Genomic DNA, 26,682 nt, shown 5'->3' on the forward strand with positions numbered 1-26,682 from the left:
CTAATGATCACTTCCATCATACAGTATTTGTTTCCATGATTTGTTTCCGTCTTGACTAATATAAAGTTGACCATTCATGGTATAAAATGCAAATTCTTTTCGATTGGCAGGATTTTGTGCCATAAATAATGGCGCATCTTCTGCTAATTCAGGCAACGATAACGATGTTTGTTTATTTGAATCTAAGTGAAGAGAATATAAATTAGCTTTATTTGCGTATGTCGAATAAAATAATTCCTCATCACTAAAATAAACTCCAATTCCTTGGGATTGCTTTGATAATAAGGAGAATTGTTGACCACCATCTGTCGATAAGAAAATTCCAATCGTAGTCGAAACAGCTATATAATCAGAATCTTTCGGGTGAATAGCTACTTCGATTAAATCACCTTCAATTCCAGAAGCCTTTACTTTTTCCCATGATTCGCCATCATCTTTACTTATGTAATAGCCTTTTTCCAACATAGAATTCTTATCAGGATTATAAATAAATATGTCATGGCTATTATAACCTACCGCCATGAAATGATAATCCGTTTCCCCGACAAAACCTATACTTTCTAATGTTCTACCTCCATCAACGCTCTTTTGAATACCTATAGGGTTTGGCAAGTCAGATTGCATCTCTGGATGACCGGAAGTATAAAAACCTTTATCAACGGCAATAAATCCCATGTAATCATTTAATTGATCTGTGGTTTCATACCATGTTCCATCTTCGTATATGCGAAGCCCTAGGTGTGTCCCAAAAAGTATTCGGTCCCCTTCTTCATTAAAACCCATCCCGTGTACATGGGATATATTTTCTTCAAGTTCTTTGATGAATGGTGTTTTAGTATCTTTTTCGGAACAGGAAATTAGTATTAAAAACAAAAGAAACACAAACATTGTTATATATATTTTTTTCATTACTTACCCCTCCATTTGTTTTATCGTCATATATTATCAAATCTTTTTTAATATTTCGTGCAGAAATAGGTGTTTTTTTTGGCATTTTCAAAATTCTGACCTTTTCTGCACATTTCTTGCATATTTAGTGGGTAATACTATTGTAAATCATTTTTGAATAAGGAGGAATTTCAGCTATGTCTTCATCGACTTATAAAAAAAATAGCATCAAATTATTAGGAGCAATTGGATTAGGCACTGGTGTGATGATTAGTGCTGGGATTTTCGCCTTGCTTGGTCAAGTAGCTGAATTAGGAGGAAAATATTTTCCTTTTATCTTCATCATTGGCGGAATTGTTACTGGTTTTAGCGCTTACTCGTATCAAAAATTAAGTCAAGCTTATCCTTCTGCTGGCGGGATTGGCATGTATCTGGTAAAAGAATACGGTAAAGGAACACTAGCAGCATTTGCAGCCTTATTAATGGCCTTTTCTATGGTGATTAATCAAAGTTTAGTAGCCAGAACTTTTGGTACTTATACGTTACAATTATTCGATATCAATCAAAACAGTATCTGGGTACCTATTCTTGGTGTCGGATTACTGATTTTTGCTTTTCTTGTGAATATTTCTGGTAATACATTTATCCAATCATTTACTTCGATCATTTCGCTACTTAAGATTATTGGATTATTAATCTTTGCCGGAGCAGGGCTTATTGTTGCGAATTTTTCTTTTCAACCTGCTGAAAGTTCTGGTCCATCACCTGAGACTACCATTGTTAGTTTTATTGCAGCTATTGCATTAACGATCTTATCTTTTAAAGGTTTTACAACACTCACCAATCAAGGGGAAGAAATTGAAAATCCTAAAAAAAATGTTGGCAGAGCTATCTTATTTTCGATTTTAATTAGCTTGTTTGTTTATATTCTTATTGCTTGGGCTGTTTCAAGCAATTTATCGATAGGAGAAATAATCGAAAAGAAAGATTTCGCTCTTGCTGCAGCAGCTGAACCTGCTTTAGGTAACCTTGGGGTTTGGTTTACAGTTATTATCGCGATCATTGCTACGATATCAGGTATCATTGCTAGTGTCTTTGCGGTATCGCGTATGTTAGCGATGTTGACTGACATGAAATTAATCCCTCATCGTCATTTTGGCATGCCTGGTAGTATTCAACGGCATACACTTGTGTATACGATAGTAATCGCAATGGTGTTAACGATCTTTTTTGATTTAAGTAGAATCGCTTCGATGGGTGCTATTCTCTATTTAATTATGGATATGATCATTCATTGGGGACTACTTACTAAACTAAAAGAAAAAGTAAAAGCAAATCTATTCGTTGTCGGTGCAGCTTTTACGCTCGATGGAATTGTCTTAACAGCATTTGTCTGGGTGAAGATACAATCAGATCTATTAATCGTTATCGTTTCACTTCTTGTTTTAGTACTTACTTTCATTGGTGAAAAATGGTATGTTAAAAAACTTAATTCGTAATTTTTAATAGGCTTAGTAAATAAATTAAAATTCTGCAATATTTCTTGATATTTTTGATTTATTATAATTAATCATGATACTAGAGGTGTTGCGATATGTCTGAACTCCCTTATCGATTAAAACGACATGAACATCTGATTAGGACAGGTATGTTCTGTATGATAAATAAGAGAAATACAATAACTATACCAAAGTATATCAGAGAGAAATTATGTATTTCCAAAAGAGAAGAAGTGATTATTTCAATAAATAAACACTTAAATGGAATACTTGTTTGATTATGCTCGAAGCTTCTTGAATTTCCTTGCAATTATTACACTATATTAAGAACATATTACAAATTTAAATCTGCAAACTTTCTCCACATGATAAATATATGATTGTTACTATAACAATTTATATAGGAGAAAATAACAATGCACAAATTCATATTCATTATTTTAACAATAATACTATCTAATGTTTTTTTCATTTTTCCAATTAATGCAGAAACTAATTCATTTCCATCCATCCAAAGTAAAGGTGCCATCATAATGGAAAAGGACTCTGGACAAATTTTATTTGAGAAAAATTCAACATCTCAAATGTATCCTGCAAGCTTAACAAAAATTGCAACAACCATTTTTGCAATAGAAAAAGGAAAGCTAGAAGATATCGTTACAATTAGTAGTAATGCTAGCTCTAAAAACGTAGAAGGAACAACTGTTTTTTTAGAACAAGGAGAGAAGGTGGCTCTTCATACTTTGATACGCGGCTTATTAATCAACTCTGGTAATGATGCAGGTGTAGCCATTGCTGAACATTTAAGTGGATCTGAAATGCAATTTGTCAAGGATATCAATACTTATCTTAAAGATGTAATTGGAGTTCATAATACAAATTTCACGAATCCACACGGCCTTTTCAATCCAAACCATACCACCACTGCTGAGGATATGGCTAAGATAATACAATATGCTTTAAAAAATGAAACATTTAAGGATGTTTTTGGTGCTAAACAATTTGCATGGGAGGGATTATCCTGGGACACAACTCTTATTACTCATCACAAATTATTAAAAGGGGAAATCCCCTTTGAAGGTATAACAGGTGGAAAAAACGGTTTTGTTCATCAATCCGGATATACACTAGCGACTACTGCAGAAAGAGAAAGATTAAGTTTAATAGTGATTACATTGAATAGCTCTACTGATAAACTTGCGTATGATGACACAATAGAACTGTTAAACTTTGGATTTGATCATTTTGAGACTTCCTATATCAAAAAAGAGGCTACGTTTTCAAATGAAACAGACTCATATATTCTTCCCCAAAAACTAGCTTTTACTTATCCTTTTGGAAGTAACATTCAACATCAAGTTACACAAGAAGGTACACTTGAAATTGTAGTTGACAACGATGAAATCCTTAGCACACACAAGTTAGAAAAACAAAAGATAGAAACCAATTCAAACAATAATGCAATAGAGGTAAATAAGATTCCAACTGATAACCAAACTAGCGATAGCGAAACAAAAGAACAAGAAGCGAAAATAAATATCAAACAAATATCCATTGTTCATTTGATTGGAACATTCATATTAGTTGTTGTAGGTCACATTTATCACAAAACACAACTACCTTTTAAATGAATAGAACCACCATTTTTAGGTCATATTAAAAAAAATTGCTTTAAATTGATATCTGCACAAATTATGCATTTTAACCAAGTATATTATATATGATTAATTATTTTGGAGGGATAATAATTGAAAAAATTTATAATAATACTAACTTTTCTGTTAGCTTTCATTGTCTTAGCTGCTTGTAGTGAAACAGAAGAGACGAATCCAGAAAACGCTAAAGAATCAGATTCTAATACAGAAGAGAAAACAGGTTCTGAATCAAGTGAGGAAATGGATGGGATGGATCATTCTGATATGAACATGTCAGGATCTGGTGAAGTACCAGAAGATCTACAAAAGGCTTCTAATCCAACATATCCTGAAGGTGGTCAAGCTATTATTAAAGCTGATCATATGGAAGGGATGAATGGTGCTGTAGCGACTATTGTTGGTGCATATGATACCACAGTATATACAATCTCATATACTCCAACTAATGGTGGTGAAAAAGTGACCGACCATAAATGGGTGATTCACGAAGAATTGGAGAAACCGGGAGATGATCCGTTAGTAGCTGGAGAAGAGGCTATTGTGAACGCTGACCATATGGAAGGGATGAGTGGAGCAACTGCAGAAATTGATTCAGCAACAGAAACAACGGTATATATGGTTGATTTTGAATTATCAACTTCTAATGAGCAGGTTACGAACCATAAATGGGTTACCGAAGATGAACTTGCACCTGCCGAGTGATCTCCTAACACTTTCATTGTCATGCCAAAGGCACACCGTAATTTCAAAACTTGGTGTGCCTTCTTATAATTTTGTATAGAGTTCTCTTTATTCTAATAAGCTATGCTCTTGTACAGTAGAATGAATCCAAAAGATGACTGACACCCACTTATCTATCTAGTTTGTTTTTTAGGCGATCATATTCCTCTTCTGAAATCTCTCCTTTGGCCAAACGTTGTTTCAGTATATTCAAAGATTCATTATCATTCCCTTCTTTATAATTCTGTTTATTATTCGTTTTGAACATCCATATGGATACCATCACTATTAAGACAATGATAATTATTATGAATAAGGTGAAAACAATTCCTCCTCCCATAAAACCCACGCTTCCATTCATTCCGTTCATCATAATAAATCACCTCTTTTATTAGTTTACAAATGGAGAATACACGCTTTGATAGTCCACAACGGTTATCATTCCACGATCAGCATGATTATTATCATGACAGTGAAATAACCACTCACCTTTATTATCCGCTTTAAAATAAATCTCATATGTTTCGCCTGGTTCGACATTGATAAGGTCTTTCAACATTGGTTCATCATACAATTGACCATTCTTCGACACTACTTGAAAACGATGTCCGTGTAGATGCATAGGATGATTCAATCGACCATTGTTAGTTAGCGTAACTTTAACAATATCTCCCTCTACTACTTCGATTGGAGGCGTATCAGGATATATCTCATTGTTAATTTGAAATACCATTCCTTCCCCCATTTGCATTCCCATATTTAGATCCATCGTATAATCGACATCTGGATTTTTAGGAGTTTTATCAAAAAGAAGTACCTCACTACCAATAGATGCTCCATCAACATCAACATCCGCTTTTAAATTCTTATCCGATTTATCTTGATAAACCTTATTAAAGTCTACCTTCTCATCTATTACAACTGGAATACTAACATTTGACTGATCTCCATTTCCTGTTTCTGAAACATCTTCAATATACCAAGGTTCTGTAAATTTATTTTCAATTTCTATATCTACTCTTTCACCCGGAGCAATTTCTATAACATTTACTTGATTATTTTTATCTATCGTTTTTGCAGCATCAAAGGCAATCACCTTCGCAACATTCTCAGGAAATTTCAATCTATGAATTTGATAGCCTGCATTAATTACTCTAAGTAATGATTTTTCTCCACCTTTGATTATGATTGGTTTTATGCTTTCGCCAGACTTTCCATTTACTGTATAAGTGTCATACATTTGTTTCGTATCTGCTTCACCATCTCCACTCATACTTCCCATCATCATACCTGGCATATTTGTTACACTTTCACGTTCTCCATCTGTTGACCATTCATCTAAAATTAAAATTTCTTCATTTTCATTGTTCCGTTCGCTTTTCTTTTCTTCTATCACTAATGAACCATATAAGCCTTTGTCCACTTGCAAAGCACTATCTTGGTGAGAATGGTACCAATACGTTCCAGGATGATTTGCGATAAACTCATAAGTGAAAGTTTCACCGGGTTGTACAGCTTCCTGTGTTAAATCTGGGACACCATCCATAACATTAGGAAGTATCAAACCATGCCAATGAATCGTAACTGGTACATCTAAATCATTTTGCAAATTAACTTTTAATACATCACCTTCTTTTACTCGTAATGGCTCACCCGGAACAGTTCCGTTATATGTCCATGCTTCAATAGTCGTATCAGAATTAATAGCCCAACTCACTTGTTCTGCTGTTAGATTATATTCTGTCACATTCCTATCTTCAAAATTGGAATCATATAACTCTTCAATATTAACCTCACCATTTTGTAAATCTGGTTTAGTATCTGAAAAATTTGCACCTTGATACCATTGATATCCTCCATATAGTATCAATAATAGTAATACAATTATAATGGAACCAATTAATTGCCTCATCAACTTACCCCCCTTGGTATTATTTTAACCAAAAGATTTGCAAGAATTGTGCAATTACACACATTTTTTTGGTTTTTTCATCATTTCCTTAGCTAGTAAAAGAAAAGAAAATTTAAATTCGGTTTGTTTTGGACTAAATAGATTTTACATTACCCGATAATTTTTTAAATAAAAAGTGGTGGAAGTATGTCCACCACTTTTTACTTTAATCATTTTTCCTTTAATTTCGCAAGTGCATCTGCCAACGCTGTATTGGCAAAATCGTCATCTTGCTTTTTCATATACTTATTTACATCTCTTTTCGTTGCTTTGTTTTTCCCTTGTTTTTCTTTTCGTTTTTGGAAAGTGGATAGTTTCTCCCGATAACCACAGACACAGGAGAATGTTTGACCTTCTCCTTGACCGCGCATTTCCATTCGTTTATGACAATTTGGGCATCGTGCGTTTGTTTTTTTGGCGATTGGTTTTCGTTCGCCACATTCACGATCCTGACAAACAAGCATACGTCCCTTTTTGCCATTCACTTCTAACATCAATTTGCCACAACTCGGACATTTAGTACCTGTCATATTGTCATGCTTATACCTAGCGTCACTTGTTTTCACTTGATGGACGACTTGTTTTGTGTAACCTTTTATTTCACTAATAAATGCAGTCTTTTTCAATTGTCCTTGGGCAATCTGTGTCAGTTTTTTCTCCCATTCTGCCGTTAATAAAGGGGAACGTAAATCAGATGGTACAAGGTCCAATAACTGTTTACCTTTTGAGGTTAAGTAAAGGTATTTCCCTCTCTTTTCCATATAAAAAGTATTGAATAGTTTTTCAATGATATCAGCGCGGGTTGCTACTGTCCCTAATCCACCGGTTTGTTGCAATGTTTTGCTGGCATGTTTTTCGTCTTGTTGTAGGAACTTAGCTGGATTTTCCATTGCTTGTAGAAGCGTACCTTCTGTTAATCGTTCAGGCGGTTTTGTTTCTCCTTCAACAAGTGTTAAATTTGGATTTTTCCATACATGTTTTTCTGAAATATTAGAGATCTTTTGTTCATCTACCTCTTCGGTATCATGAACATAGACTGCTTTAAAACCTTGATCTAATACATTTCTCCCACTTGCAGTAAAAGTTTCCCCAGCAATTTCAGCCGTTAATTGAATATGTTCAAATTGAAAAGGTGGTAATAATACTGCTAAAAAGCGTTTTATGACTAGATCATAGATTTTTTGTTCTTGATCCGATAGCTTTGATAAATAGACAGGCTCTTCTGTCGGAATAATCGCATGGTGGTCGGACACCTTATTATTATCGACAAATGATTTGTGCGCTTTAATCGGTTGTTTCTTTATTTTATTGGCAGCTTTTGCATAGGGTCCAACCCCACAGCTAGCAACTCGCTCTTTTAAAGTAGGTACAATATCGGTTGAGATATATTTCGAATCTGTTCTCGGATAGGTTAATACTTTATGCTGCTCATATAGCTTTTGCATGATCGATAAGGTCTGTTTTCCAGAGAACCCAAAAATTCGATTGGCATCACGTTGCAAGTCTGTTAAGTCATACAACGTTGGTGCAAACGTCTTTTTGTTCTTTTTTTCTATTTTTTTAACGGATAGATCTTTATTTTTCAAGCTTGAAAGTAATTGTTGTGCTTTGGACTGATCAAAAATTCGTGATTCATTTTTGGAATTTCGCCATGATAACGTAATCCCATCATTTGTTTTCGCTTTAATTTGATAATATTTTTTCGGTTTAAATTGATTAATTTCTTTTTCTCTTGTTGCTATCATTTCAAGGGTCGGTGTTTGAACACGGCCACTTGATAATTGTGCGTTAAATTTCGTTGTTAAGGCTCGAGTCGCATTTAAGCCGACATACCAATCGGCTTCAGAACGTGCCACGGCTGCTTGATACAAGTTTTCGTATTGTTTAGCAGGTTTTAAATTTTGAAAGCCTTGTTTAATAGCTTGATCTGTGACAGACGAGATCCAAAGACGTTTGACCGGTTTATTCACTCGAACTTTTTCAAGTATCCATCTTGCGACAAGCTCGCCTTCACGCCCGGCATCGGTAGCAATTACGATATCTTTTACATCTTTACGAATTACCTGACTTTTCACTGCTTGAAATTGTTTACCTGTTTTTTTTATGACTACTAATTTTAAATTGTCAGGTAACATAGGCAGTTCGTCTAACTTCCATGTTTTGTATTTATTATCATACGCTTCTGGATCCGCTAATGTAACGAGATGACCAAGCGCCCATGTTACAATATGACTTGGACCTTCGATATAGCCGTTTCCTTTTTTATTACATTTCAATACGCGTGCTATATCACGTCCCACAGAGGGTTTTTCTGCGATCACTACTGTTTTGCTCATTGACTACACCTTCCTAATACTTCATTCCTTCTACTTTAACATATTAATTCAAAATGAACACTTGCCCGACTGTTTCATTGATTGTTTTGACTTTTTCTAGTTATAAGATTAACCAACTATAATTCTTTCTTTTGGATAATGATAATTGACCTCATGATCTTTGTGATGAAAAATAAATATAAAGGATAATATTCCAATTCTCCCGATAAACATAAGAGCAATGACAACCATTTTTCCGATACTACTTAATTCAGGAGTGATGAGACCTGTTGTTCCAAAAGCAGAGCTAATTTCAAACATTAGTTGCATCAGTGTAAAGCTTTCTGTTGCAGATAATATAACCAAAGCAATGAAGCAAATCATGATTGCCAGAAAAGTAACAACCACTGATTTTCGAATATCTTCAGGATCAAGTTCACGTCTAAACACTTTAATATCTTTTTGACCTTTAGAAAAGGAATAAATGACGAGCAATATAACCGCAAATGTTGTTGTCCTTATTCCTCCACCAACCGAACTTGGAGAAGCGCCTATAAACATTAAAAAGCAAAGCGCTAGTAAAGTGGGATTAGAAAACGCGCTAACATCCATTGTTGCTAAACCTCCATTTCTAGTTGTGGAAGATTGAAAAAACGCATAAAAGATCGATTCATGCCACGATTTATCTGCAAAAAAATGATTCCACTCAAATAATAAAATAACCAAAGTACCGAATAACATTAATGAGAAGAAGGTAACTGTTGTTAATTTCGTGTATAAACTAAAATGGCTTCGTTGATAGATCTTTTTATGCTTTAAATAATCCTTTAATTCAAGTAACACAGGAAATCCAATAGCACCGAGAGTTAATAAAATGATGTTAATTATTTGTACAAAATAATCATTAGCAAAAGGAATTAACGAGCTTCCAGTTATATCGAACCCTGCGTTTGTTGTGGCGCTGACCGCAGCAAACAACCCTTGTAAATATGCTTCCTGCCACGTTTCAAAGTAATTCAAAAAATAAGTTCCTAGAATAATAGTACCGATGAATTCAATTAAAACAATAATGCCTAGAATCTGTTTCATTAATTTTACAAGTCCTGAAAGATGCGATTGATTTTAATCTGTACTAATTAAACGCCTTTCCCTAAGTCCTATTTTCTTACCAATTAAAAGCCAAAAAAACGTTCCGAGTGTCATGATACCAATACCGCCAAATTGAAGAATAAATAATAAAATAAATATTCCAGGCGTACTGAACGTATCAGCTGTTGACACTACTGTAAAACCAGTCACACTAATTGCACTAACTGCGGTAAATAATACATCTAAAAATGTCCAATCAACCTCTGGTTTTACTGTGATTGGTAAACTTAATAAGCAAACAGAAACAATCACCGCAAACAAATAAAATAAAACAATTATTTGTGATGGTCTTAAATTATCTATGCGTAGTATTTTCATCCTGTGTTCCCCCTGATAATTGTTTGTAATTTATGTTTTTCTAACGCACAAAAAAAGACCAATCTAAAGAATGGCCGTTTGCTAAAAGCGGACCCTTCTCTCTTCGAAATAAAAAACGCTTACGAGGTTAGCTGTCGGATTAGGAATTGAGAGTATCCCTTCTTACAGTGTAAGATTCACCCCAAGATAGTAGTTTCACTACCAGTAATGGTTCCCCCGCTCTTTAAAGATTCAGCGATTAAAGGATTGATATTTTTATTTTCCTATTTAATATTGATAAAATTACTCCTCATTGCTTGAAATGTCAACAAAAATTTCAAATAATTGTAGGCATGATTTTCAGAGCAGAAAGACTTTTTGTTTTAAATATAATTATTGTACGCATGACCTGTAAATTTTACGGGTAAAAATATTATATAGCAATCAACAAGGAGGAAATTTCACCATGTCGCAATATAAAAAGAATAGTATAAAGTTATTAGGTGCAATTGGATTAGGCACTGGTGTGATGATTAGTGCTGGGATTTTCGCCTTACTTGGTCAAGTAGCTGAATTAGGAGGAAAATATTTTCCTTTCATCTTCATCATTGGCGGAATTGTTACTGGCTTTAGCGCTTATTCCTATCAAAAATTAAGTCAAGCTTATCCTTCTGCTGGCGGGATTGGCATGTATCTGGTAAAAGAGTACGGTAAAGGGACACTAGCAGCTTTTGCAGCCTTATTAATGGCTTTTTCAATGGTAATTAATCAAAGTTTAGTAGCCAGAACTTTTGGTACTTATACGTTACAATTATTCGATATCAATCAAAACAGTATCTGGGTACCGATTCTAGGTGTTGGATTACTGATTTTTGCTTTTCTAGTGAATATTTCTGGTAATACATTTATCCAATCATTTACTTCGATCATTTCGCTACTTAAGATTATTGGATTATTAATCTTTGCCGGAGCAGGGCTTATTGTTGCGAATTTTTCTTTTCAACCTGCTGAAACTTCTGGTCAGTCACCTGAAACTACCATTACTAGCTTTATTGCAGCCATTGCATTAACGATATTATCTTTTAAAGGTTTTACAACACTCACCAATCAAGGGGAAGAAATTGAAAATCCTAAAAAAAATGTTGGTAGAGCTATTTTATTTTCGATTTTAATTAGTTTGTTTGTCTATATTCTTATTGCTTGGTCTGTTTCAAGCAACTTATCAATAGGAGAAATAATAGAAAAGAAAGACTTCGCTCTTGCTGCAGCAGCTGAACCTGCTTTAGGTAACCTTGGGGTTTGGTTTACAGTTATTATCGCGATCATTGCTACGATTTCAGGTATCATCGCTAGTGTCTTTGCGGTATCTCGTATGTTAGCGATGTTAACTGACATGAAGTTAATCCCTCATCGTCATTTTGGCATGCCTGGTAGTATTCAACGCCATACACTCGTGTATACAATAGTAATCGCGATGATATTAACGATCTTTTTTGATTTAAGCAGAATCGCTTCAATGGGTGCTATTCTCTATTTAATTATGGATATGATCATTCATTGGGGACTACTTACAAAACTAAAAGAAAAAGTAGAAGCTAATCTATTCGTTGTGGGGGCAGCTTTTACGCTCGATGCCATTGTCTTGTCAGCATTTGTCTGGGTGAAAATACAATCAGATCTATTAATCGTGATTGTGTCCCTTGTTGTATTAATTCTGACCTTTATTGGTGAAAAATGGTTTATTCAAAAGCTTAAAAATAATTCGTAATTTTGTACTCTCACTATTTTGATTGAATATCAATGGTAGTTAGTGACGTTTATCGCTACATACTATTACCATTCTATGAATAGAAGTACTATTTTCAGTAGATATTATTTATAAACTACTGTTAGGTAATATTTGGGATGATTCCATATTTTCTGCAACTTCATGAATAAATAACCAATTGGAGGAATTAAAATGACAAAATTCAAAACCTTGCTTACATTACTGTTAACTATCTTCATATTAGCTGCTTGTAATACAACTGAGGAGACAGATCCAGAAAGTACTCCAGAACCAAATTCTTCTACAGAAGAGGAAAACGATTCTGATTCCAATGAAGAAACCGATGGAATGGATCACTCTGACATGAATATGTCCGGGTCTGGTGAAGTTCCAGAAGATCTACAGAATGCTTCCAATCCAACTTATCCAGAGGGTAGTCAAGCTATTATTAATGCAGATCATATGAAAGGTATGAAAGGTGCTGAGGCGACCATTGTTGGCGCGTATGATACGACTGTTTATACCATTTCGTATACCCCTACTAACGGTGGTGAAAAAGTAACCGATCATAAATGGGTCATTCATGAAGAGTTGGAAAATCCAGGGGAGAAACCTTTAGTAACAGGAGAAGAAGCAACTGTAATCGCTGACCATATGAAAGGAATGAATGGAGCCACGGCCGAAATTGATTCTGCCACAGAAACAACTGTATATATGGTAGATTTTGAATTAACGACCTCTGGAGAGAAGGTTACTAACCATAAATGGGTTACCGAAGATGAATTAGAACCAGTAAAATGATCTTCATTTAATAATCTATAATAATCCATTCATAAGGCACACCATAGGTTCTAAATTTTGGTGTGCCACTATTATTTAGTCAGTATTGAAATAGGTAAGGTAATTTTTTAAAGAGGTATCGTAAACCAAAAAGTATGAATTTCACCATTAGAAGTCATGCCGATTTCCCCTCTATGTCTTTCCACGATTTCCTTTGAAATAGCTAAACCAAGTCCACTTCCCCCTAATTCACGACTTCTGGAGTGATCGACTCGATAAAATCTGTCAAAAATATCTTTTTGCTCCGCTATAGGTATTTGCTGTCCTTCACCAATGATTGATATTTTATATACTTTTTCAAGGCATTCACCTTTAATGATAATCGGATCATTTCCTTCATAATATCGAATCGAATTATCTACTAAGTTGCTTATCACTTGTGTAATACCTTGAGTATTGACACTAATATTTTGATTATCTATTTTCATTTCATACGGAATCTCTTTTTTATCTAGTAACCATCGAAACATTTCGATTGATTGTTCCATCAATGCTTTTATATTTATATATTCTTTGTCTGATAAGGGAAGCGTTGATTCAATATCCCATTCTTTTAATTGTTCCATTTGGGCAACCAATTTCGTTATTCGCTTCGATTCTTCTAAAAGCGATTGATACAGTTTTGGATCCCCTTCTATCACATCGTTTTTTAAAGCGGAAAGGTAACCATTTAAATTAGATAAAGGGGTACGAAATTCATGAGATAAATCAGATACAAGCCTTTGCCGTTGCTGTTGATTTATTTTCAGCTGGTGTGTCAATTGATTAAAATGAGTAATTAATTCTCCCATTTCATCGTTTGTATGAACTTCAATTGGGTTAGGATAAGAGCCTTCCTTTATTTTTCGTGTGGATTCAATTAATTCTTTTAATGGTTTGATTAATTTTCGGTTAAAATAAAATTGAAGAGTGCTGCCAATGACTACAGCAAATATACTAAATAGTAGTAAATAATCAAACAATGTAGACCTAAACTGATTTTGCATTTGTTCTTGCATCGGCATACCCTCAACTAAATAACAGGCAGTATTGTAGAGTGCCCAACTTGTAACTAAAGTAAAAGTTGTGACAAGAATGATGTTTAATAATGTTAGCTTTAAAATAAACTTTTTTGGTAACCATTTTCTTTGTTTACTGAACAAATTTATACCCCATTCCTCTAACAGTCTGGATGCGCACGGGAGTAGCTGGATTATCTTCAATTTTTTCTCTAAGTTTCTTAATATGGGCATCAATTGTTCGATCTAAGATGGTCTTATCAGCATTAGGATAAAGTTGATCAATCAACTGTTCTCTTGATAAAACAATATTTGGATTCTCCATCAAGAAATATAACAAATTAAATTCATACTTAGTTAAATGAACTTGATTATCATAAAGGATTACTTCTCCTTTTCTTGGTTTGATACAAAGACCATCATAGGTTAGCTTTTGACAAAAGTGACCTGTTCTACGAAGAACTGCTTCCACATGTGCAACAAGCTCATCTGCATCAAAAGGTTTTGTTAAATAATCGTCAGCTCCTAGCTTTAAGCCATTTATTTTGTCTGCAGTACGTACTTTTGCCGACAACATGATGATAGAAACTTCATTTCGCTCCTGTTCACGTACCCATGTACAAAATTCTTCTCCGCTCATTTTTGGTAACATTAGATCAAGGATGATTAGGCATGGATGATAAGTTAAGAAAGCTTCTTTTGCTGACTCCCCGTCTTCCGCCTCTTTTACCTCATAACCCGCCTTTGTTAAATAGACCGATATAAGTTCTCGGATCATTTTATGGGTCTTCGGAATATATAGTGGAATTACTTTTTTAATAGTTTAAAAACAACTGGTGTTTAAATCGGATTTTCTAGTGGGATGTTAGGACAATCAATAGTATTATAAAAGTATCAATCACATACGAGTGATACGTTGGGAAAAAAATAAAATAGTCCAATTTACTTGACCGTGTACTATGGTACACGGTTTATAATATTCATGGGGTGAAATAAGATGATTTACCGCATTAGTGAGTTTGCAGAAAAATGTGGCGTTAATAAAGAAACGATTAGATATTACGAGCGAAAAAATTTACTACAAGAACCTCACCGAACGGAAGCTGGTTATCGGATATATTCATATGATGACGTTAAGCGTGTTGGGTTTATTAAACGAATACAGGAACTTGGATTTTCTTTAAACGAGATTTATAAATTACTTGGTGTTGTAGATAAAGATGAAGTTCGTTGTCAAGATATGTTCGAATTTGTTTCTAAAAAACAAATGGAAGTTCAAAAACAAATAGAGGATTTAAAACGAATTGAAACTATGTTAGACGACTTAAAACAACGATGTCCAGATGAAAAGCAATTACATTCGTGTCCAATAATAGAAACATTAACATGAGAGATTAACGAAAGGGGCTTTATTATGAATAAATTTAAGGTAAACATTCAAGGAATGACCTGTGCGGGTTGTGAAAAACACGTTGAATCAGCACTTGAAAAGATAGGTGCTAAAAATATTGAGTCTAGTTTTCGTCGTGGTGAAGCAGTATTTGAACTACCCAATGAAATTGAGGTTGAAAGTGCAATAAAGGCGATTGATGAAGCAAATTACAAAGCCAGAGAAATTGAAGAAGTATCATCACTAGAAAACGTGGCGTTAAGTAATGAAGACAATTATGACCTTCTTATTATTGGTTCTGGTGCTGCTGCCTTTTCATCGGCAATTAAAGCTATAGAATACGGTGCAAAAGTTGGAATGATTGAGCGTGGAACGGTTGGGGGAACCTGTGTGAATATTGGCTGTGTTCCGTCAAAAACTCTTCTTAGGGCAGGGGAAATCAATCATTTATCAAAAGACAACCCGTTTATAGGTTTACAAACATCCGCTGGAGAAGTGGATTTAGCTAGTTTAATCACGCAAAAGGATAAATTGGTGAGCGAACTTCGGAATCAAAAATATGTGGATTTAATTGATGAATATAATTTTGATTTAATTAAAGGTGAAGCAAAATTCGTTGATGCTAGTACGGTTGAGGTCAATGGGGCAAAGTTATCTGCAAAACGCTTTTTAATTGCAACAGGTGCATCTCCTTCATTGCCCCAAATTTCAGGACTTGAAGAAATGGACTATTTAACTAGTACAACACTTCTTGAGTTAAAGAAAATACCAAAACGATTAACTGTAATTGGTTCAGGATACATTGGAATGGAGCTTGGACAACTATTTCATCATTTAGGTTCAGAAATAACGCTTATGCAAAGAAGTGAGCGACTTTTAAAGGAGTATGATCCTGAGATTTCAGAGTCAGTTGAAAAAGCGTTAATTGAACAGGGGATAAGCCTTGTCAAAGGGGCAACTTTTGAGCGTGTTGTACAAAGTGGAGAGATAAAAAAGGTTTACGTAACAGTAAATGGCAGTAAAGAAGTTATTGAATCAGATCAGTTACTTGTTGCCACTGGAAGAAAACCAAATACGGATTCTTTAAATTTAAGTGCGGCAGGTGTTGAAACCGGAAAAAATAATGAAATCCTGATCAATGATTTTGGTCAAACAAGTAATGAAAAGATTTATGCAGCAGGAGATGTGACGTTAGGACCGCAATTTGTATATGTAGCAGCCTATGAAGGTGGAATTATTACTGATAATGCTATCGGTGGGTTAAACAAAAAAATAGATTTATCGGTAGTTCCTGCTGTTACGTTTACGAATCCAACGGTTGCAACGGTTGGTTTAACAGAAGAACAAGCAAAAGAGAAAGGGTATGATGTGAAGACATCTGTATTACCTTTAGATGCTGTTCCAAGAGCAATTGTAAACCGTGAAACAACCGGTGTATTTAAACTAGTAGCAGATGCAGAAACACTAAAAGTATTAGGGGTTCATATTGTATCTGAGAATGCAGGAGATGTCATCTATGCAGCATCATTAGCTGTTAAATTTAACTTAACGATAGAAGATTTAACAGAAACCCTAGCACCATATTTAACAATGGCTGAAGGGCTAAAATTAGCTGCACTTACGTTCGATAAAAATGTTTCGAAATTATCTTGTTGTGCAGTCTAAGGGAACTTTTTTTACAATTCCCTATTCAAGTGAACCAGCTAATACTGTACTAAAGTGTGCAGTAGTTTAGCAAAGTCTACAAAAGGATTTCATACACTATTTTGCGATCACCCATTATATAAATGCTTTAAGGGATTTTCTAAGTGCATTTGTGGTCACAAAAATAATTTAACACTGATGATTTCGACATCAAATCTATATTTGATACCTTAACACCGCAGAGTAATAAAGGATGAACAATATGTCAGACTTATTATCCCTACCAGACATTAAAACAATAGAATCACCACAAGAAAATGAAACCGATATGATGTTTAAAGTTGAAGCAGTCGGACCACCTGAACGTTGTCCTGAATGTGGTTTTGACAAGTTGTACAAACACAGTTCAAGAAATCAACTAATTATGGATTTGCCCATTCGTTTAAAGCGAGTGGGCTTACAATTGAACCGTAGACGATACAAGTGTCGTGAATGCGGATCTACCTTCTGGGAACGCCTAGTATCTGTAGATGAAAAGCGTAGTATGACCAAAAGGCTTTTAAAGTCTATTCAAGAGCAATCCATGTCTAAGACCTTTGTAGAAGTCGCAGAAAGCGTTGGCGTTGACGAGAAAACTATTAGGAACGTTTTTAAGGACTATGTGGCACTCAAAGAACGTGAATACCAGTTTGAAACTCCTAAGTGGCTTGGGATAGACGAGATACATATTATCCGAAGACCTCGGCTTGTATTGACTAATATTGAACGCAGGACTATTTATGACATCAAGCCTAACCGTAACAAGGAAACAGTCATCCAACGTCTTTCAGAAATTAGTGACAGGACTTATATTGAGTACGTCACAATGGATATGTGGAAGCCCTACAAAGACGCAGTGAACACTATCCTTCCACACGCTAAAGTGGTCGTAGATAAGTTTCATGTAGTTAGAATGGCTAATCAAGCCTTAGATAACGTCAGAAAGTCTTTGAAAGCTCATATGAGCCAAAAAGAAAGACGTACCCTTATGCGTGAAAGGTTTATCCTTCTAAAGCGTAAACACGATCTAAATGAACGTGAATCATTCCTCTTAGAGACTTGGTTAGGTAATCTTCCTGCCTTAAAAGAAGCCTATGAACTCAAAGAAGAGTTTTACTGGATATGGGATACTCCTGATTCAGATGAAGGTCGTCTTCGTTATAGTCAATGGAGACACCGTTGTATGTCCAGTAACTCTAAAGATGCATATAAAGACCTCGTGAGAGCCGTAGACAACTGGCATGTCGAAATATTCAACTACTTTGATAAAAGGCTCACTAACGCTTATACGGAGTCAATTAACAGCATTATTAGGCAGGTAGAGCGAATGGGTAGAGGTTACTCGTTTGATGCCTTACGAGCCAAAATCCTTTTCAATGAGAAGCTCCATAAAAAGCGTAAGCCACGATTTAATTCAAGTGCTTTCAATAAAGCTATGTTACACGATAATTTCAATTGGTATGAAGTGAATGATCATAACATTACAGACAACTTTGGTGTCGATTTTTCCACACTTATTAAGAATTTGGAGAAGGGTGATTTATAAGCCCTTTTCCACCATAAAATCCGAATACCCCATTTTATCATCTTCTACAATTAAAATGGTTTGCTTCATTAAATCACCTATTCTTATTGCATTTTTTCAAATTCAGTCTCCATCATTTCATAGTTTAATGGACCATAGGCTTTGTAGCTAATGATTCCCTTAGAGTCTATCATATAAGAAGTTGGAATAGGGCGGATTTGGTAGGTTGTTGCTGCTTGGTTACCTTCATCTAATAAAATAGAAAAGGACAAACCAAATTCCTCTACAAAATCATGCACATCTTCTACACTTGCCTCTGTTTCAGCTAAATTAACAGCTAAGATCTCAACATCTTTGTTGTGGTAGAACTTTTCCATGTCTGGCATTTCCGCACGACATGGTGGACACCATGTTGCCCAAAAATTGAGCATTACTCTTTGTCCTCTGTAATCTGATAATTTAGCTGTTTCCCCATTTAATGTCTGTAGTTGAAAATCCGGAGCTTCATCTCCTACTTCAAGACCTTCTTGTATATCCGATAATGTATCTTTTTCAGATGTATCTTCCTTTTCTTTACTTACTATTATTTCTTCCTCCGTTGCTTGCTCTCGTCATTCTTTGTTAAATCGAATATAGCATAACCAAACATCAACAAAAGCACAACCGTAATTATTATTTTTTTCATTTACTACTACCTCCTTAACCTAAATTAGCGAACCAACTATCCTGTACCAGTTTTAATAAGAAGTTGGAAATACTGGCTAATTGTCCAGTGAAAAGCAGAATCCCCATAGCTACCATGATCGCTCCGCCGACTTTCATTATTTTCTGGCTATAGCGAACAAGCCATTTTGTTGAACCAATGAAGAAGGTCAATACAAGAAATGGTATGGCAAAACCTATCACATACATGATGGTATAGATAGCTCCTTGTGTCGGGTTACTCCCAGCAACTACTAGAATAGATGCAAAGATAGGCCCAATACATGGAGTCCAGCCAGCTGCAAATCCCATTCCCACAAATATAGAACCTAAATACCCCACAGGCTTTTTATTAAAGTGAAATCTTTTCTCTTTCATTAACCCTTTCCATTGAATCCAACCTGCAACGAACAAACCCATAATGATAACAAAAATACCTGCTATTCGTTGAAGGAAAACACCAGATTGACCTGATAATAAACCTTGAACCCATTGGCCTAGCATTGATACACCTACACCTAAACCAATAAAAATCATGGACACACCCAACAAAAATAAAATGGCATGGGTCAATAATTTTCTTCGTACCTTTATCTCTTGTGGACCTTGTATTTCTTTGACTGTCATTCCAGTAATATAGGATAAGTACGCTGGGAAAATAGGGAGTGTACAAGGTGAAAGAAAAGAAAGAATCCCTGCGCCCAAAGCAAGCCATATTGTTATATCAACTGCTGCAATCATTGTTCAACCCTCTTTCTGAAATAATTTTTTGCTGATTCATTGGTTAAAAAAACTCAACTAAACCTTCCTTAACAGAATACAAAAGTAATGTTAAAGTTTGATGAAAGTAAATAAAAAACGATAAAGGTATGTGACCTTTATCGTCTATCAAAATTAAATGCTTCGATACTTTGTGTAACTACTTATTAAAATATATCGATCCATATCTTAATGGCGGTTCCAGCTATTAGCACAGCTAGTATAACTTGCAACACTTTGGTGTTCACTTTCTTACCAGCATTTGCCCCTAATGGGGAGGCAATTAAACTAGCTATAATCATGATTGCAGCTGGAAAATACTCCACTTGTCCTGTTGAAACTTTTCCGATCGTCGCACCGATTGAAGAAATAAACGTAATCGCTAAAGATGAAGCAATTGTCATACGAGTAGGAATCTTCAAAACGACAAGCATAATCGGAACTAATAAAAATGCACCGGCTGCTCCGACAATTCCTGCTCCAACGCCGACAATTAAAGCTAAGGAGGCTGCCACTGTTTTGTTAAACTTCACCTGATCTAACGGGATATCATCAATTCCCTTTTTTGGAACAAACATCATAACTGCAGCTATTAATGCTAGAATCCCGTAAGTTAGATTTATTCCACCCTCAGACAATAATTTGGAGCCATAACCCCCAATAAAACTTCCGATAAGAATACTTATACCCATATAGATAATCAGCGATTTATTTAAATAACCGCCTTTTCGATAGGCCCATACACCACCTATCGTTGCAAACAATACTTGAACAGCACTTATTCCGGATACCTCATGTGCTGTAAATGCAGCCAAACCGAACAATGGCGGGATATATAAGAGCATTGGATATTTAATGATCGAGCCGCCAATACCAAGCATTCCCGAAATAAACGAACCAACAAAACCAATCAAAAATATAATAATAATAAAGCCTAAATCCATATCCATCTATTTCCCTCCCTTTTTAGTTTTTCTTATTTCGACATTTTAATGCTTCATTTTCTTCGCTTTTTACCGAAGGGGGTATTTTAACAAACAAAAAAATTATTCAACTTCGCCTTCCCACGACAACATACCGCCAGTCATATTCGTAACATTAAATCCTTGGCCTTCTAAATATTTTGTCGCTTGGCCACTTCTACCACCTGAACGGCAAACCATAATGTATTCTTCTGACTTATTTAATTCTTGCTTGCGAAATTCAAGTAAGCCTAGTGGAATGTTTACTGCTCCTTTTATTTTCCCAGTTGCTACTTCATCAACCTCACGAACATCGATTATATTCAGCTCGTTATTTGCTTCAACTAAATTCTGTAATTCTTTTGTTGATATCTCTTTCATATTTAACCAACTCCTCTTTCATATTTTTACTCCTGTATCGTAATTAACCCCAGGCACTCATACCACCTTTAACGTTTGTAACATTGGTGAATCCTTGTTTTTTTAGAATCTTTGCTGCTTTTTGACTTCGCATCCCACTTTGACAAATGACCACTACCTCTTTATCTGTTGCAAGTTCGTCTGTGGCACTTTTCGCAATTGTATGAAGTGGGATATTTTTAAAGCCTTTTATCTTATTCCTTTGAAATTCAGCTGGAGTTCTGACGTCCACAAATTGCTTATTTTTATCCTTTAGTTCTTTTTTTAGTTCAGCTGTTGAGATATTTTTGATCCCTTTAACTGGCAAAAAACGTTTTACGATCAAGAATATTACTAAAGCATATAAAATATATTTAACGTATTCCATTCTAACGTCCCCCAACTAATCGTTATTATTAGATAAATAAGTTGACATTTCCATCTTCTGCATCACCAAGATAGGCTGCAACACCTGCATAATCGATATCATTTAATAGTTCTTCTTTTTGTAAACCTAATAAATCCATCGTCATTGTACAAGCTACAAGCTTTACATCTTGTTCTTGTGCCATTTCAATTAAATTAGGTAATGGAATAGCATTATGCTTTTTCATAACATCTTTGATCATTTTCGGTCCAAATCCTGCATAATTCATTTTCGATAAGCCCATTTTGTTTGCGCCTCTTGGCATCATTTTTCCAAACATTTTTTCCATAAAACCTTTTTTTACCTGGATATTTTCGTCTTTTCTTAACGCATTTAATCCCCAAAACGTATGGAAAATCGTTACTTCATGATCATAAGCAGCCGCACCATTTGCAATTATATATGCTGCCATTGCCTTATCGTAATCACCACTAAATAATACTATTGTTGTTTTTTTCTTTTCTGACATGTTTATCCTCCTATGATTTAAATTACCCACAAGGGTATTATTTTAAACAAAATAAAAAGCGGGTTTCTACCCTCTTCTTTCAAATGAATGATACTATCCATCTGACACATACTCCATAATATACCCCAACAGGTATATTGTCAACCATAAATTATAAAAAACAAGCCCCCTTCAGGAAAAAGGGAGACTTGTTTACCTATGGAAATCATTATGATTGAAAAACTGCGGCATATGTTTTCCAGCCACCGTCCAGATTTTTTACTTTATAACCATTGGCAGTTAGAATTCGAGTTGCTAGATAGCCACGTAAACCAACTTGACATGATACATACACGTTTTTTTCTTTTGAAATATCATCCAACCGTTCTCGAATATCTGCTAATGGTATATTTATGGATCCTTTAATGAATCCCGCTTCTCTTTCGATCGGATCACGTACATCGATTAGTAATCCGCCCTCTTCTACAATTGAATCAATTTCATCCCACTGAACGGATTCTATTCCTTCATCAATCATATTAGAAGCTACATACCCAACCATGTTAACTGGATCTTTCGCAGATGAAAATGGTGGCGCATAAGAAAGCTCTACTTCCGTTAGATCATGTACTGTCAAATCACCTTTAATTGCAGTTGCAATGACGTCAATACGTTTATCCACGCCATCCGTACCGACTGCTTGCGCACCAAAAATTTTACCTGTTTGTTCGTCAAAGATTAGCTTTAAGGCAATTGGTGCTGCCCCTGGATAATACCCTGCATGGGAGGCAGGATGTATGTGAGCAACTTTGTATGGAATTCCTTTTTGCTTTAACACCTTTTCATTATTTCCTGTGGTTGCCACCGTTAAATCAAACACTTTCGCAATACCAGTGCCTAATGTTCCTTTATAAACCTCATTCTTTCCGTAAACGTTATTGGCAACGATTCTTCCCTGACGATTTGCAGGTCCAGCTAAAGGAATCATGGCAGGTTGACTATTAATATAGTCAGTTACTTCAACAGCATCTCCTAAAGCAAAGATGGCTGGATCACTTGTTTGCAACTTTTCATTTACCTTTATTCCGCCGCGTTCCCCGACTTCCAAACCTGCATCAACTGCTAGAGTATTTTCAGGTTTTACACCAATTGATAGAATGGTCATGTCTGTCTCAATTACATTGCCACTAGTCAATACTATTTTCTCTCCATTGTCTGTAAAGGCCTTAACACCGTCTTCAAGAATTAAGTTTACACCTTTCTCTCTAAGATGACGATGTACAATTGCAGCCATTTCAAAGTCTAATGGTGCCATCACTTGTTTTGCCATTTCTACTAGTGTAACGTTCACTCCACGATCTGCTAAATTCTCAGCCATTTCTAAACCAATGAATCCACCACCAATAACAACAGCTTCTTTCGGACTTCTATTATCCACATAGTCTTTAATTTTGTCTGTATCTGGAATATTTCTTAGTGTAAAAATATTGTCCGCTTCTTTTATTCCTGGAATTGGTGGGAAAATTGGTTTCGCACCAGGTGATAAAATAAGCGTATCATAATTTTCCTGATAGGTTTCACCAGTGTTTAAGTTTGTCACTTCCACCTTTTTATTAACACGGTCTAACTTGGTAACTTCCGTCAAATTTCGAATATCTAAATTGAATTTCTTACTCATACCTTCGACCGTTTGAACAAATAGTTTGTTACGATCTGTTATTGTTTCACCTATATAATATGGAAGACCACAGTTCGCAAATGATACGTGTTCTCCTCTTTCAAATAAAATAATTTGCGATTTCTCATCTAACCTTCTAAGTCTTGCTGCTGCAGTTGCACCACCGGCAACACCACCGATAATAATAATTTTTTTCATCAGTATAACCTCCATTTATTGATATACCCTAAGGGGTATAATGAGATTATAGCACCATTCCTTAGAAATTGGTATGATTAAGATCACACTTTTTAAATTATTTTTCTACTAACGAGACAGCATAAATTGTTTTTGCTCCAATTCTTCCCCATTCACATAAATAATCAATTTATGCTGACCACTATAATGCTTTCGAGTAGATAGATTAGCAAAGCTTTGCTTACTTTTTAAAAGGTGACTGCCGTTAGCATAATGCTTGTCCGATAAATGAAATTTTTTACGAATCACTTTGCCATTTGCTTTTTGGTAATCAATCGCATATTCGACACGCAATAGCTGAGAATCTGGTGAATGATTCTCTAAATTGAAAGAAAAATGAAGCGTATCTCCAGTTGTTAACGTATCTCGGCTAAGTTCTAAAGAACGAACAGTGATAGAGGTCGGTTGTTGATAGCCGAATAATCGTAAAACGTCCTTATTCCCCTTTTTGAGAAGGGTTCTGCTTGCATGTCGTAAAATCCAGTCTGTTATTGAATGTTTCGCTTTTTTCTGTTGAAGCCATTCGATGATAATGCCAGGGTGATCTTTTGAAATATCATTGAGATTGTTTGCCACGCTTTTCTGAACATAGCGTGAAGGGTCTTCTTTGAGCTGCTCCAATATCGGAAGTATCGCTGATGGGTCTTTTTGAAATTCCTTTAAAGGTTGCGCCCAAGGAAGCTTCGGTCTACAGCCTTCACTTGCCAACCTGCGCACATGCTCATTTTCATGCAGTGACCATTGATACATTTGCTTCATCATTTTGTCTGTATCTTTCATGATAAAAGGACGAACAGCAAATTCTGAGCTACTGTACTTTGTGAAAATTTCCAATGCTCGCATCGATATCTCCCAATTATCTTGTCCAAATCGTTCGACAAAATCAGGAAAAAATAAATATGGAAACCCACTACAGCTTGGCGCCACTTCTTCTAGAATCAAAATCGCCTCTTCATATTTATCTGGTAATAGCTTCCCTAAAGTTTCTGTGATATGTCTGATTCGTTGTTTTAATTCGAGCTGATCCCAGTCTTTTGAGTAGATAAGATCTACAAAACGCTCATTATTAAAGGCTGGATATGCTTGTTGTATTTTTAACGATAGATCTTCAAAAAATGCTAGATTATACATTTCTTTTAATGGTGTTGCCACATTTTTCACCCTTTCGACTAGCATACATTCGTTTTTTCTACTATCATGATACCATGAATAGCACAATAATTGCGTCGCTTAATACGCCACGGAGTGATCTGAATTGAAGAAATGGAAAGAAAAAATAACCAAAAAACATATTATCTATTCGCTTTTACTATTAATCTGCTTTACAGCATCACTCGTTTTTGTCCAGAATAATCACAGTTTCTATGATCGCCCCATTGCTAAAGTAGTAGAGACTACAGAGCTAGAACGAACAGAAACGATCGATCAACACGACAATAGCGATACAGAAGTAACACAAGAGATAAAGGCAGAAATATTAAATGGTGAATACAAAGGAACTTTATTGACAATTAACAATCGCTACACAAAGTCTCAAGCAATCGACCACCACTTTGAAGCTGGTGACGAGTTTTTTGTTTCTGTCGACTCAGAAAATCAGACAGGCGAAATACTGGAAGTAAAAAGAGATATTTACGTGATTTTCGTTTTATGGATCTTTCTATTGATCTTAATTGCTGTTGGCAAAAAGCAAGGGGTACTATCCTTTGTCAGTTTAGCAGTCAATGCACTTATACTATCGCTTGCCTTAGATATTTACATTCACAACTCGGATATCAGCTTGTTATGGATCTCAGGGATAAGCGTTGTTCTTTTTACGATACTATCCCTTTTGTTAGTAAATGGAAGAAATCAGAAAACATATGCTGCCATAATCGCGACAATAGTAGGGACTTTAAGTTCGCTGGTAATTGCTTACTTTGTATTAAACATAACAGGTGAACAGGGATTGCGTTACGAAGAAATGTCAATTAGTACTCGTAACCCTCAGCTTATATTTATGGCTGGGTTATTAATAGGTGCATTAGGTGCGGTAATGGATGTTGCGATCACGATGTCCTCCTCTTTGTTTGAATTATATGAAAAAAACAAGCAAATCTCAGTAAAAAAGTTGAGGCAATCAGGTTTGGAGATTGGTAAAGATATTATGGGGACGATGACAAATATCATTTTTTTCGCATATGTCAGTGGTTCTATTCCGATGATGCTTTTATATTTAAAGAATGACACACCTTTAGGCTTTACCTTAACAGTTAATCTTTCCATTGAATTGGCCCGAGCCCTAGCAGGTGGAATTGGTATCGTCTTAACCATCCCAATTGCGATCTACATCACGTTACTTTTTATCAAGAGAGACGCTAAAAACTATAAATGATTTCGTTGGATTAAAAGA

At 35.3% G+C, this 26,682-nt stretch carries 23 protein-coding genes, 1 pseudogene and 1 riboswitch; of the genes and pseudogenes, 9 read left to right on the top strand and 15 right to left on the bottom strand.

Annotated elements, in window-relative coordinates; translation table 11 throughout:
* Positions 1–909, bottom strand: coding sequence for a F510_1955 family glycosylhydrolase (locus BN3107_RS16835; protein ID WP_058308784.1), 909 nt, complete (start codon positions 907–909; stop codon positions 1–3).
* A 176-nt stretch (positions 910–1,085) separates the two neighbouring features.
* On the opposite strand from BN3107_RS16835, the gene BN3107_RS16840 reads away from it, so the two are divergent.
* The 3 genes from BN3107_RS16840 to BN3107_RS16850 all read left to right on the top strand — a co-directional run bounded on the left by BN3107_RS16840 (position 1,086) and on the right by BN3107_RS16850 (position 4,744).
* Positions 1,086–2,387: an APC family permease gene (locus tag BN3107_RS16840; protein ID WP_058308785.1), complete on the top strand. Its 1,302-nt coding sequence runs from the start codon at positions 1,086–1,088 to the stop codon at positions 2,385–2,387.
* 416 nt (positions 2,388–2,803) lie between these two features.
* Positions 2,804–4,018, top strand: a complete 1,215-nt coding sequence (locus tag BN3107_RS16845; RefSeq protein WP_058308786.1) for a D-alanyl-D-alanine carboxypeptidase family protein — start codon at positions 2,804–2,806, stop codon at positions 4,016–4,018.
* A 117-nt stretch (positions 4,019–4,135) separates the two neighbouring features.
* Positions 4,136–4,744: a DUF1541 domain-containing protein gene (locus tag BN3107_RS16850; protein WP_058308787.1), complete on the top strand. Its 609-nt coding sequence runs from the start codon at positions 4,136–4,138 to the stop codon at positions 4,742–4,744.
* A 148-nt stretch (positions 4,745–4,892) separates the two neighbouring features.
* Here the strand turns inward: BN3107_RS16850 and BN3107_RS16855 are convergent, their stop codons facing one another.
* The 4 genes and pseudogenes from BN3107_RS16855 to BN3107_RS16870 form a co-directional block, all read right to left on the bottom strand.
* Complete coding sequence (locus BN3107_RS16855) at positions 4,893–5,135, bottom strand: SHOCT domain-containing protein (RefSeq protein ID WP_058308788.1); 243 nt, start codon at positions 5,133–5,135, stop codon at positions 4,893–4,895.
* A gap of 18 nt (positions 5,136–5,153) precedes the next feature.
* On the bottom strand, positions 5,154–6,674 hold the full coding sequence (locus BN3107_RS16860; protein ID WP_058308789.1) for a multicopper oxidase family protein: 1,521 nt from the start codon (positions 6,672–6,674) through the stop codon (positions 5,154–5,156).
* 209 nt (positions 6,675–6,883) lie between these two features.
* Entirely contained in the window at positions 6,884–9,049 is a 2,166-nt protein-coding gene (locus tag BN3107_RS16865; RefSeq protein WP_058308790.1) for a DNA topoisomerase III, read from the bottom strand.
* 108 nt (positions 9,050–9,157) lie between these two features.
* Positions 9,158–10,495, bottom strand: a pseudogene (locus BN3107_RS16870) (TrkH family potassium uptake protein).
* 100 nt (positions 10,496–10,595) lie between these two features.
* A riboswitch (cyclic di-AMP (ydaO/yuaA leader) is annotated at positions 10,596–10,742 on the bottom strand.
* Between the two features lie 198 nt (positions 10,743–10,940).
* Here BN3107_RS16870 and BN3107_RS16875 point away from each other — a divergent pair.
* Together BN3107_RS16875 and BN3107_RS16880 are read left to right on the top strand one after the other, a co-directional pair.
* Positions 10,941–12,242 carry an APC family permease gene (locus BN3107_RS16875; protein WP_058308791.1) on the top strand — a complete coding sequence of 434 codons (1,302 nt, stop codon included), beginning with the start codon at positions 10,941–10,943 and terminating at the stop codon, positions 12,240–12,242.
* A 192-nt stretch (positions 12,243–12,434) separates the two neighbouring features.
* The gene (locus tag BN3107_RS16880) at positions 12,435–13,043 is read left to right on the top strand and encodes a YdhK family protein (protein WP_058308792.1); all 609 of its coding nucleotides are present in this window, start codon (positions 12,435–12,437) and stop codon (positions 13,041–13,043) included.
* 107 nt (positions 13,044–13,150) lie between these two features.
* On the opposite strand, the gene BN3107_RS16885 is transcribed toward BN3107_RS16880, so the two are convergent.
* Both BN3107_RS16885 and BN3107_RS16890 read right to left on the bottom strand, forming a co-directional pair.
* Positions 13,151–14,224: a sensor histidine kinase gene (locus BN3107_RS16885; RefSeq protein WP_058308793.1), complete on the bottom strand. Its 1,074-nt coding sequence runs from the start codon at positions 14,222–14,224 to the stop codon at positions 13,151–13,153.
* Complete coding sequence (locus BN3107_RS16890) at positions 14,214–14,858, bottom strand: response regulator transcription factor (RefSeq protein WP_148434774.1); 645 nt, start codon at positions 14,856–14,858, stop codon at positions 14,214–14,216. Before BN3107_RS16890 ends, BN3107_RS16885 begins: the two co-directional genes overlap by 11 nt.
* 219 nt (positions 14,859–15,077) lie before the next feature.
* Between BN3107_RS16890 and merR the strand changes: the two genes are divergently transcribed.
* The 3 genes from merR (at position 15,078) to BN3107_RS16905 (ending at position 18,699) form a co-directional block, all read left to right on the top strand.
* Positions 15,078–15,470, top strand: a complete 393-nt coding sequence (gene merR, locus BN3107_RS16895) for an Hg(II)-responsive transcriptional regulator (protein WP_020220203.1) — start codon at positions 15,078–15,080, stop codon at positions 15,468–15,470.
* 24 nt (positions 15,471–15,494) lie between these two features.
* Positions 15,495–17,135 (top strand): mercury(II) reductase, encoded by a 1,641-nt coding sequence (merA, locus tag BN3107_RS16900; protein WP_041094406.1) that lies wholly within the window; start codon positions 15,495–15,497, stop codon positions 17,133–17,135.
* Between the two features lie 241 nt (positions 17,136–17,376).
* On the top strand, positions 17,377–18,699 hold the full coding sequence (locus BN3107_RS16905) for an ISL3 family transposase (RefSeq protein WP_039671354.1): 1,323 nt from the start codon (positions 17,377–17,379) through the stop codon (positions 18,697–18,699).
* Positions 18,700–18,782: 83 nt separating this feature from the next.
* Here the strand turns inward: BN3107_RS16905 and BN3107_RS16910 are convergent, their stop codons facing one another.
* From BN3107_RS16910 to BN3107_RS16945, 8 genes are all read right to left on the bottom strand, one after another.
* Positions 18,783–19,265: a redoxin domain-containing protein gene (locus BN3107_RS16910; RefSeq protein WP_316245041.1), complete on the bottom strand. Its 483-nt coding sequence runs from the start codon at positions 19,263–19,265 to the stop codon at positions 18,783–18,785.
* A gap of 112 nt (positions 19,266–19,377) precedes the next feature.
* Entirely contained in the window at positions 19,378–20,121 is a 744-nt protein-coding gene (locus BN3107_RS16915; protein ID WP_058308795.1) for a cytochrome c biogenesis CcdA family protein, read from the bottom strand.
* Between the two features lie 185 nt (positions 20,122–20,306).
* Positions 20,307–21,083, bottom strand: coding sequence for a sulfite exporter TauE/SafE family protein (locus BN3107_RS16920; RefSeq protein ID WP_058309281.1), 777 nt, complete (start codon positions 21,081–21,083; stop codon positions 20,307–20,309).
* Positions 21,084–21,185: 102 nt separating this feature from the next.
* Complete coding sequence (locus BN3107_RS16925; RefSeq protein WP_058308796.1) at positions 21,186–21,482, bottom strand: rhodanese-like domain-containing protein; 297 nt, start codon at positions 21,480–21,482, stop codon at positions 21,186–21,188.
* Between the two features lie 43 nt (positions 21,483–21,525).
* A complete protein-coding gene (locus BN3107_RS16930; protein ID WP_058308797.1) occupies positions 21,526–21,888 on the bottom strand; it encodes a rhodanese-like domain-containing protein in 363 nt (120 codons plus the stop codon).
* Positions 21,889–21,916: 28 nt separating this feature from the next.
* Positions 21,917–22,396 carry a DsrE/DsrF/DrsH-like family protein gene (locus BN3107_RS16935; RefSeq protein WP_058308798.1) on the bottom strand — a complete coding sequence of 160 codons (480 nt, stop codon included), beginning with the start codon at positions 22,394–22,396 and terminating at the stop codon, positions 21,917–21,919.
* A gap of 208 nt (positions 22,397–22,604) precedes the next feature.
* The gene (locus tag BN3107_RS16940) at positions 22,605–24,251 is read right to left on the bottom strand and encodes a CoA-disulfide reductase (protein WP_058308799.1); all 1,647 of its coding nucleotides are present in this window, start codon (positions 24,249–24,251) and stop codon (positions 22,605–22,607) included.
* A gap of 108 nt (positions 24,252–24,359) precedes the next feature.
* Positions 24,360–25,442: a DNA alkylation repair protein gene (locus tag BN3107_RS16945; RefSeq protein WP_082631350.1), complete on the bottom strand. Its 1,083-nt coding sequence runs from the start codon at positions 25,440–25,442 to the stop codon at positions 24,360–24,362.
* A 103-nt stretch (positions 25,443–25,545) separates the two neighbouring features.
* On the opposite strand from BN3107_RS16945, the gene BN3107_RS16950 reads away from it, so the two are divergent.
* Positions 25,546–26,664 (top strand): YibE/F family protein, encoded by a 1,119-nt coding sequence (locus BN3107_RS16950; protein ID WP_058308800.1) that lies wholly within the window; start codon positions 25,546–25,548, stop codon positions 26,662–26,664.
* Positions 26,665–26,682 lie beyond the last annotated feature (18 nt).

The sequence above is a fragment of the Gracilibacillus massiliensis genome (genome assembly GCF_001458115.1).
Lineage (GTDB): Bacteria > Bacillota > Bacilli > Bacillales > Amphibacillaceae > Gracilibacillus > Gracilibacillus massiliensis.

Bases quoted from the DNA above. Each gene is read 5' to 3' on its own strand.
- BN3107_RS16835 (WP_058308784.1), bottom strand. From the start codon at position 909: ATGAAAAAAATATATATAACAATGTTTGTGTTTCTTTTGTTTTTAATA.
- BN3107_RS16840 (WP_058308785.1), top strand. From the start codon at position 1,086: ATGTCTTCATCGACTTATAAAAAAAATAGCATCAAATTATTAGGAGCA.
- BN3107_RS16845 (WP_058308786.1), top strand. From the start codon at position 2,804: ATGCACAAATTCATATTCATTATTTTAACAATAATACTATCTAATGTT.
- BN3107_RS16855 (WP_058308788.1), bottom strand. From the start codon at position 5,135: ATGATGAACGGAATGAATGGAAGCGTGGGTTTTATGGGAGGAGGAATT.
- BN3107_RS16860 (WP_058308789.1), bottom strand. From the start codon at position 6,674: ATGAGGCAATTAATTGGTTCCATTATAATTGTATTACTATTATTGATA.
- BN3107_RS16865 (WP_058308790.1), bottom strand. From the start codon at position 9,049: ATGAGCAAAACAGTAGTGATCGCAGAAAAACCCTCTGTGGGACGTGAT.
- BN3107_RS16875 (WP_058308791.1), top strand. From the start codon at position 10,941: ATGTCGCAATATAAAAAGAATAGTATAAAGTTATTAGGTGCAATTGGA.
- BN3107_RS16880 (WP_058308792.1), top strand. From the start codon at position 12,435: ATGACAAAATTCAAAACCTTGCTTACATTACTGTTAACTATCTTCATA.
- BN3107_RS16890 (WP_148434774.1), bottom strand. From the start codon at position 14,858: ATGATCCGAGAACTTATATCGGTCTATTTAACAAAGGCGGGTTATGAG.
- merR (WP_020220203.1), top strand. From the start codon at position 15,078: ATGATTTACCGCATTAGTGAGTTTGCAGAAAAATGTGGCGTTAATAAA.
- merA (WP_041094406.1), top strand. From the start codon at position 15,495: ATGAATAAATTTAAGGTAAACATTCAAGGAATGACCTGTGCGGGTTGT.
- BN3107_RS16905 (WP_039671354.1), top strand. From the start codon at position 17,377: ATGTCAGACTTATTATCCCTACCAGACATTAAAACAATAGAATCACCA.
- BN3107_RS16915 (WP_058308795.1), bottom strand. From the start codon at position 20,121: ATGATTGCAGCAGTTGATATAACAATATGGCTTGCTTTGGGCGCAGGG.
- BN3107_RS16920 (WP_058309281.1), bottom strand. From the start codon at position 21,083: ATGGATTTAGGCTTTATTATTATTATATTTTTGATTGGTTTTGTTGGT.
- BN3107_RS16925 (WP_058308796.1), bottom strand. From the start codon at position 21,482: ATGAAAGAGATATCAACAAAAGAATTACAGAATTTAGTTGAAGCAAAT.
- BN3107_RS16930 (WP_058308797.1), bottom strand. From the start codon at position 21,888: ATGGAATACGTTAAATATATTTTATATGCTTTAGTAATATTCTTGATC.
- BN3107_RS16935 (WP_058308798.1), bottom strand. From the start codon at position 22,396: ATGTCAGAAAAGAAAAAAACAACAATAGTATTATTTAGTGGTGATTAC.
- BN3107_RS16940 (WP_058308799.1), bottom strand. From the start codon at position 24,251: ATGAAAAAAATTATTATTATCGGTGGTGTTGCCGGTGGTGCAACTGCA.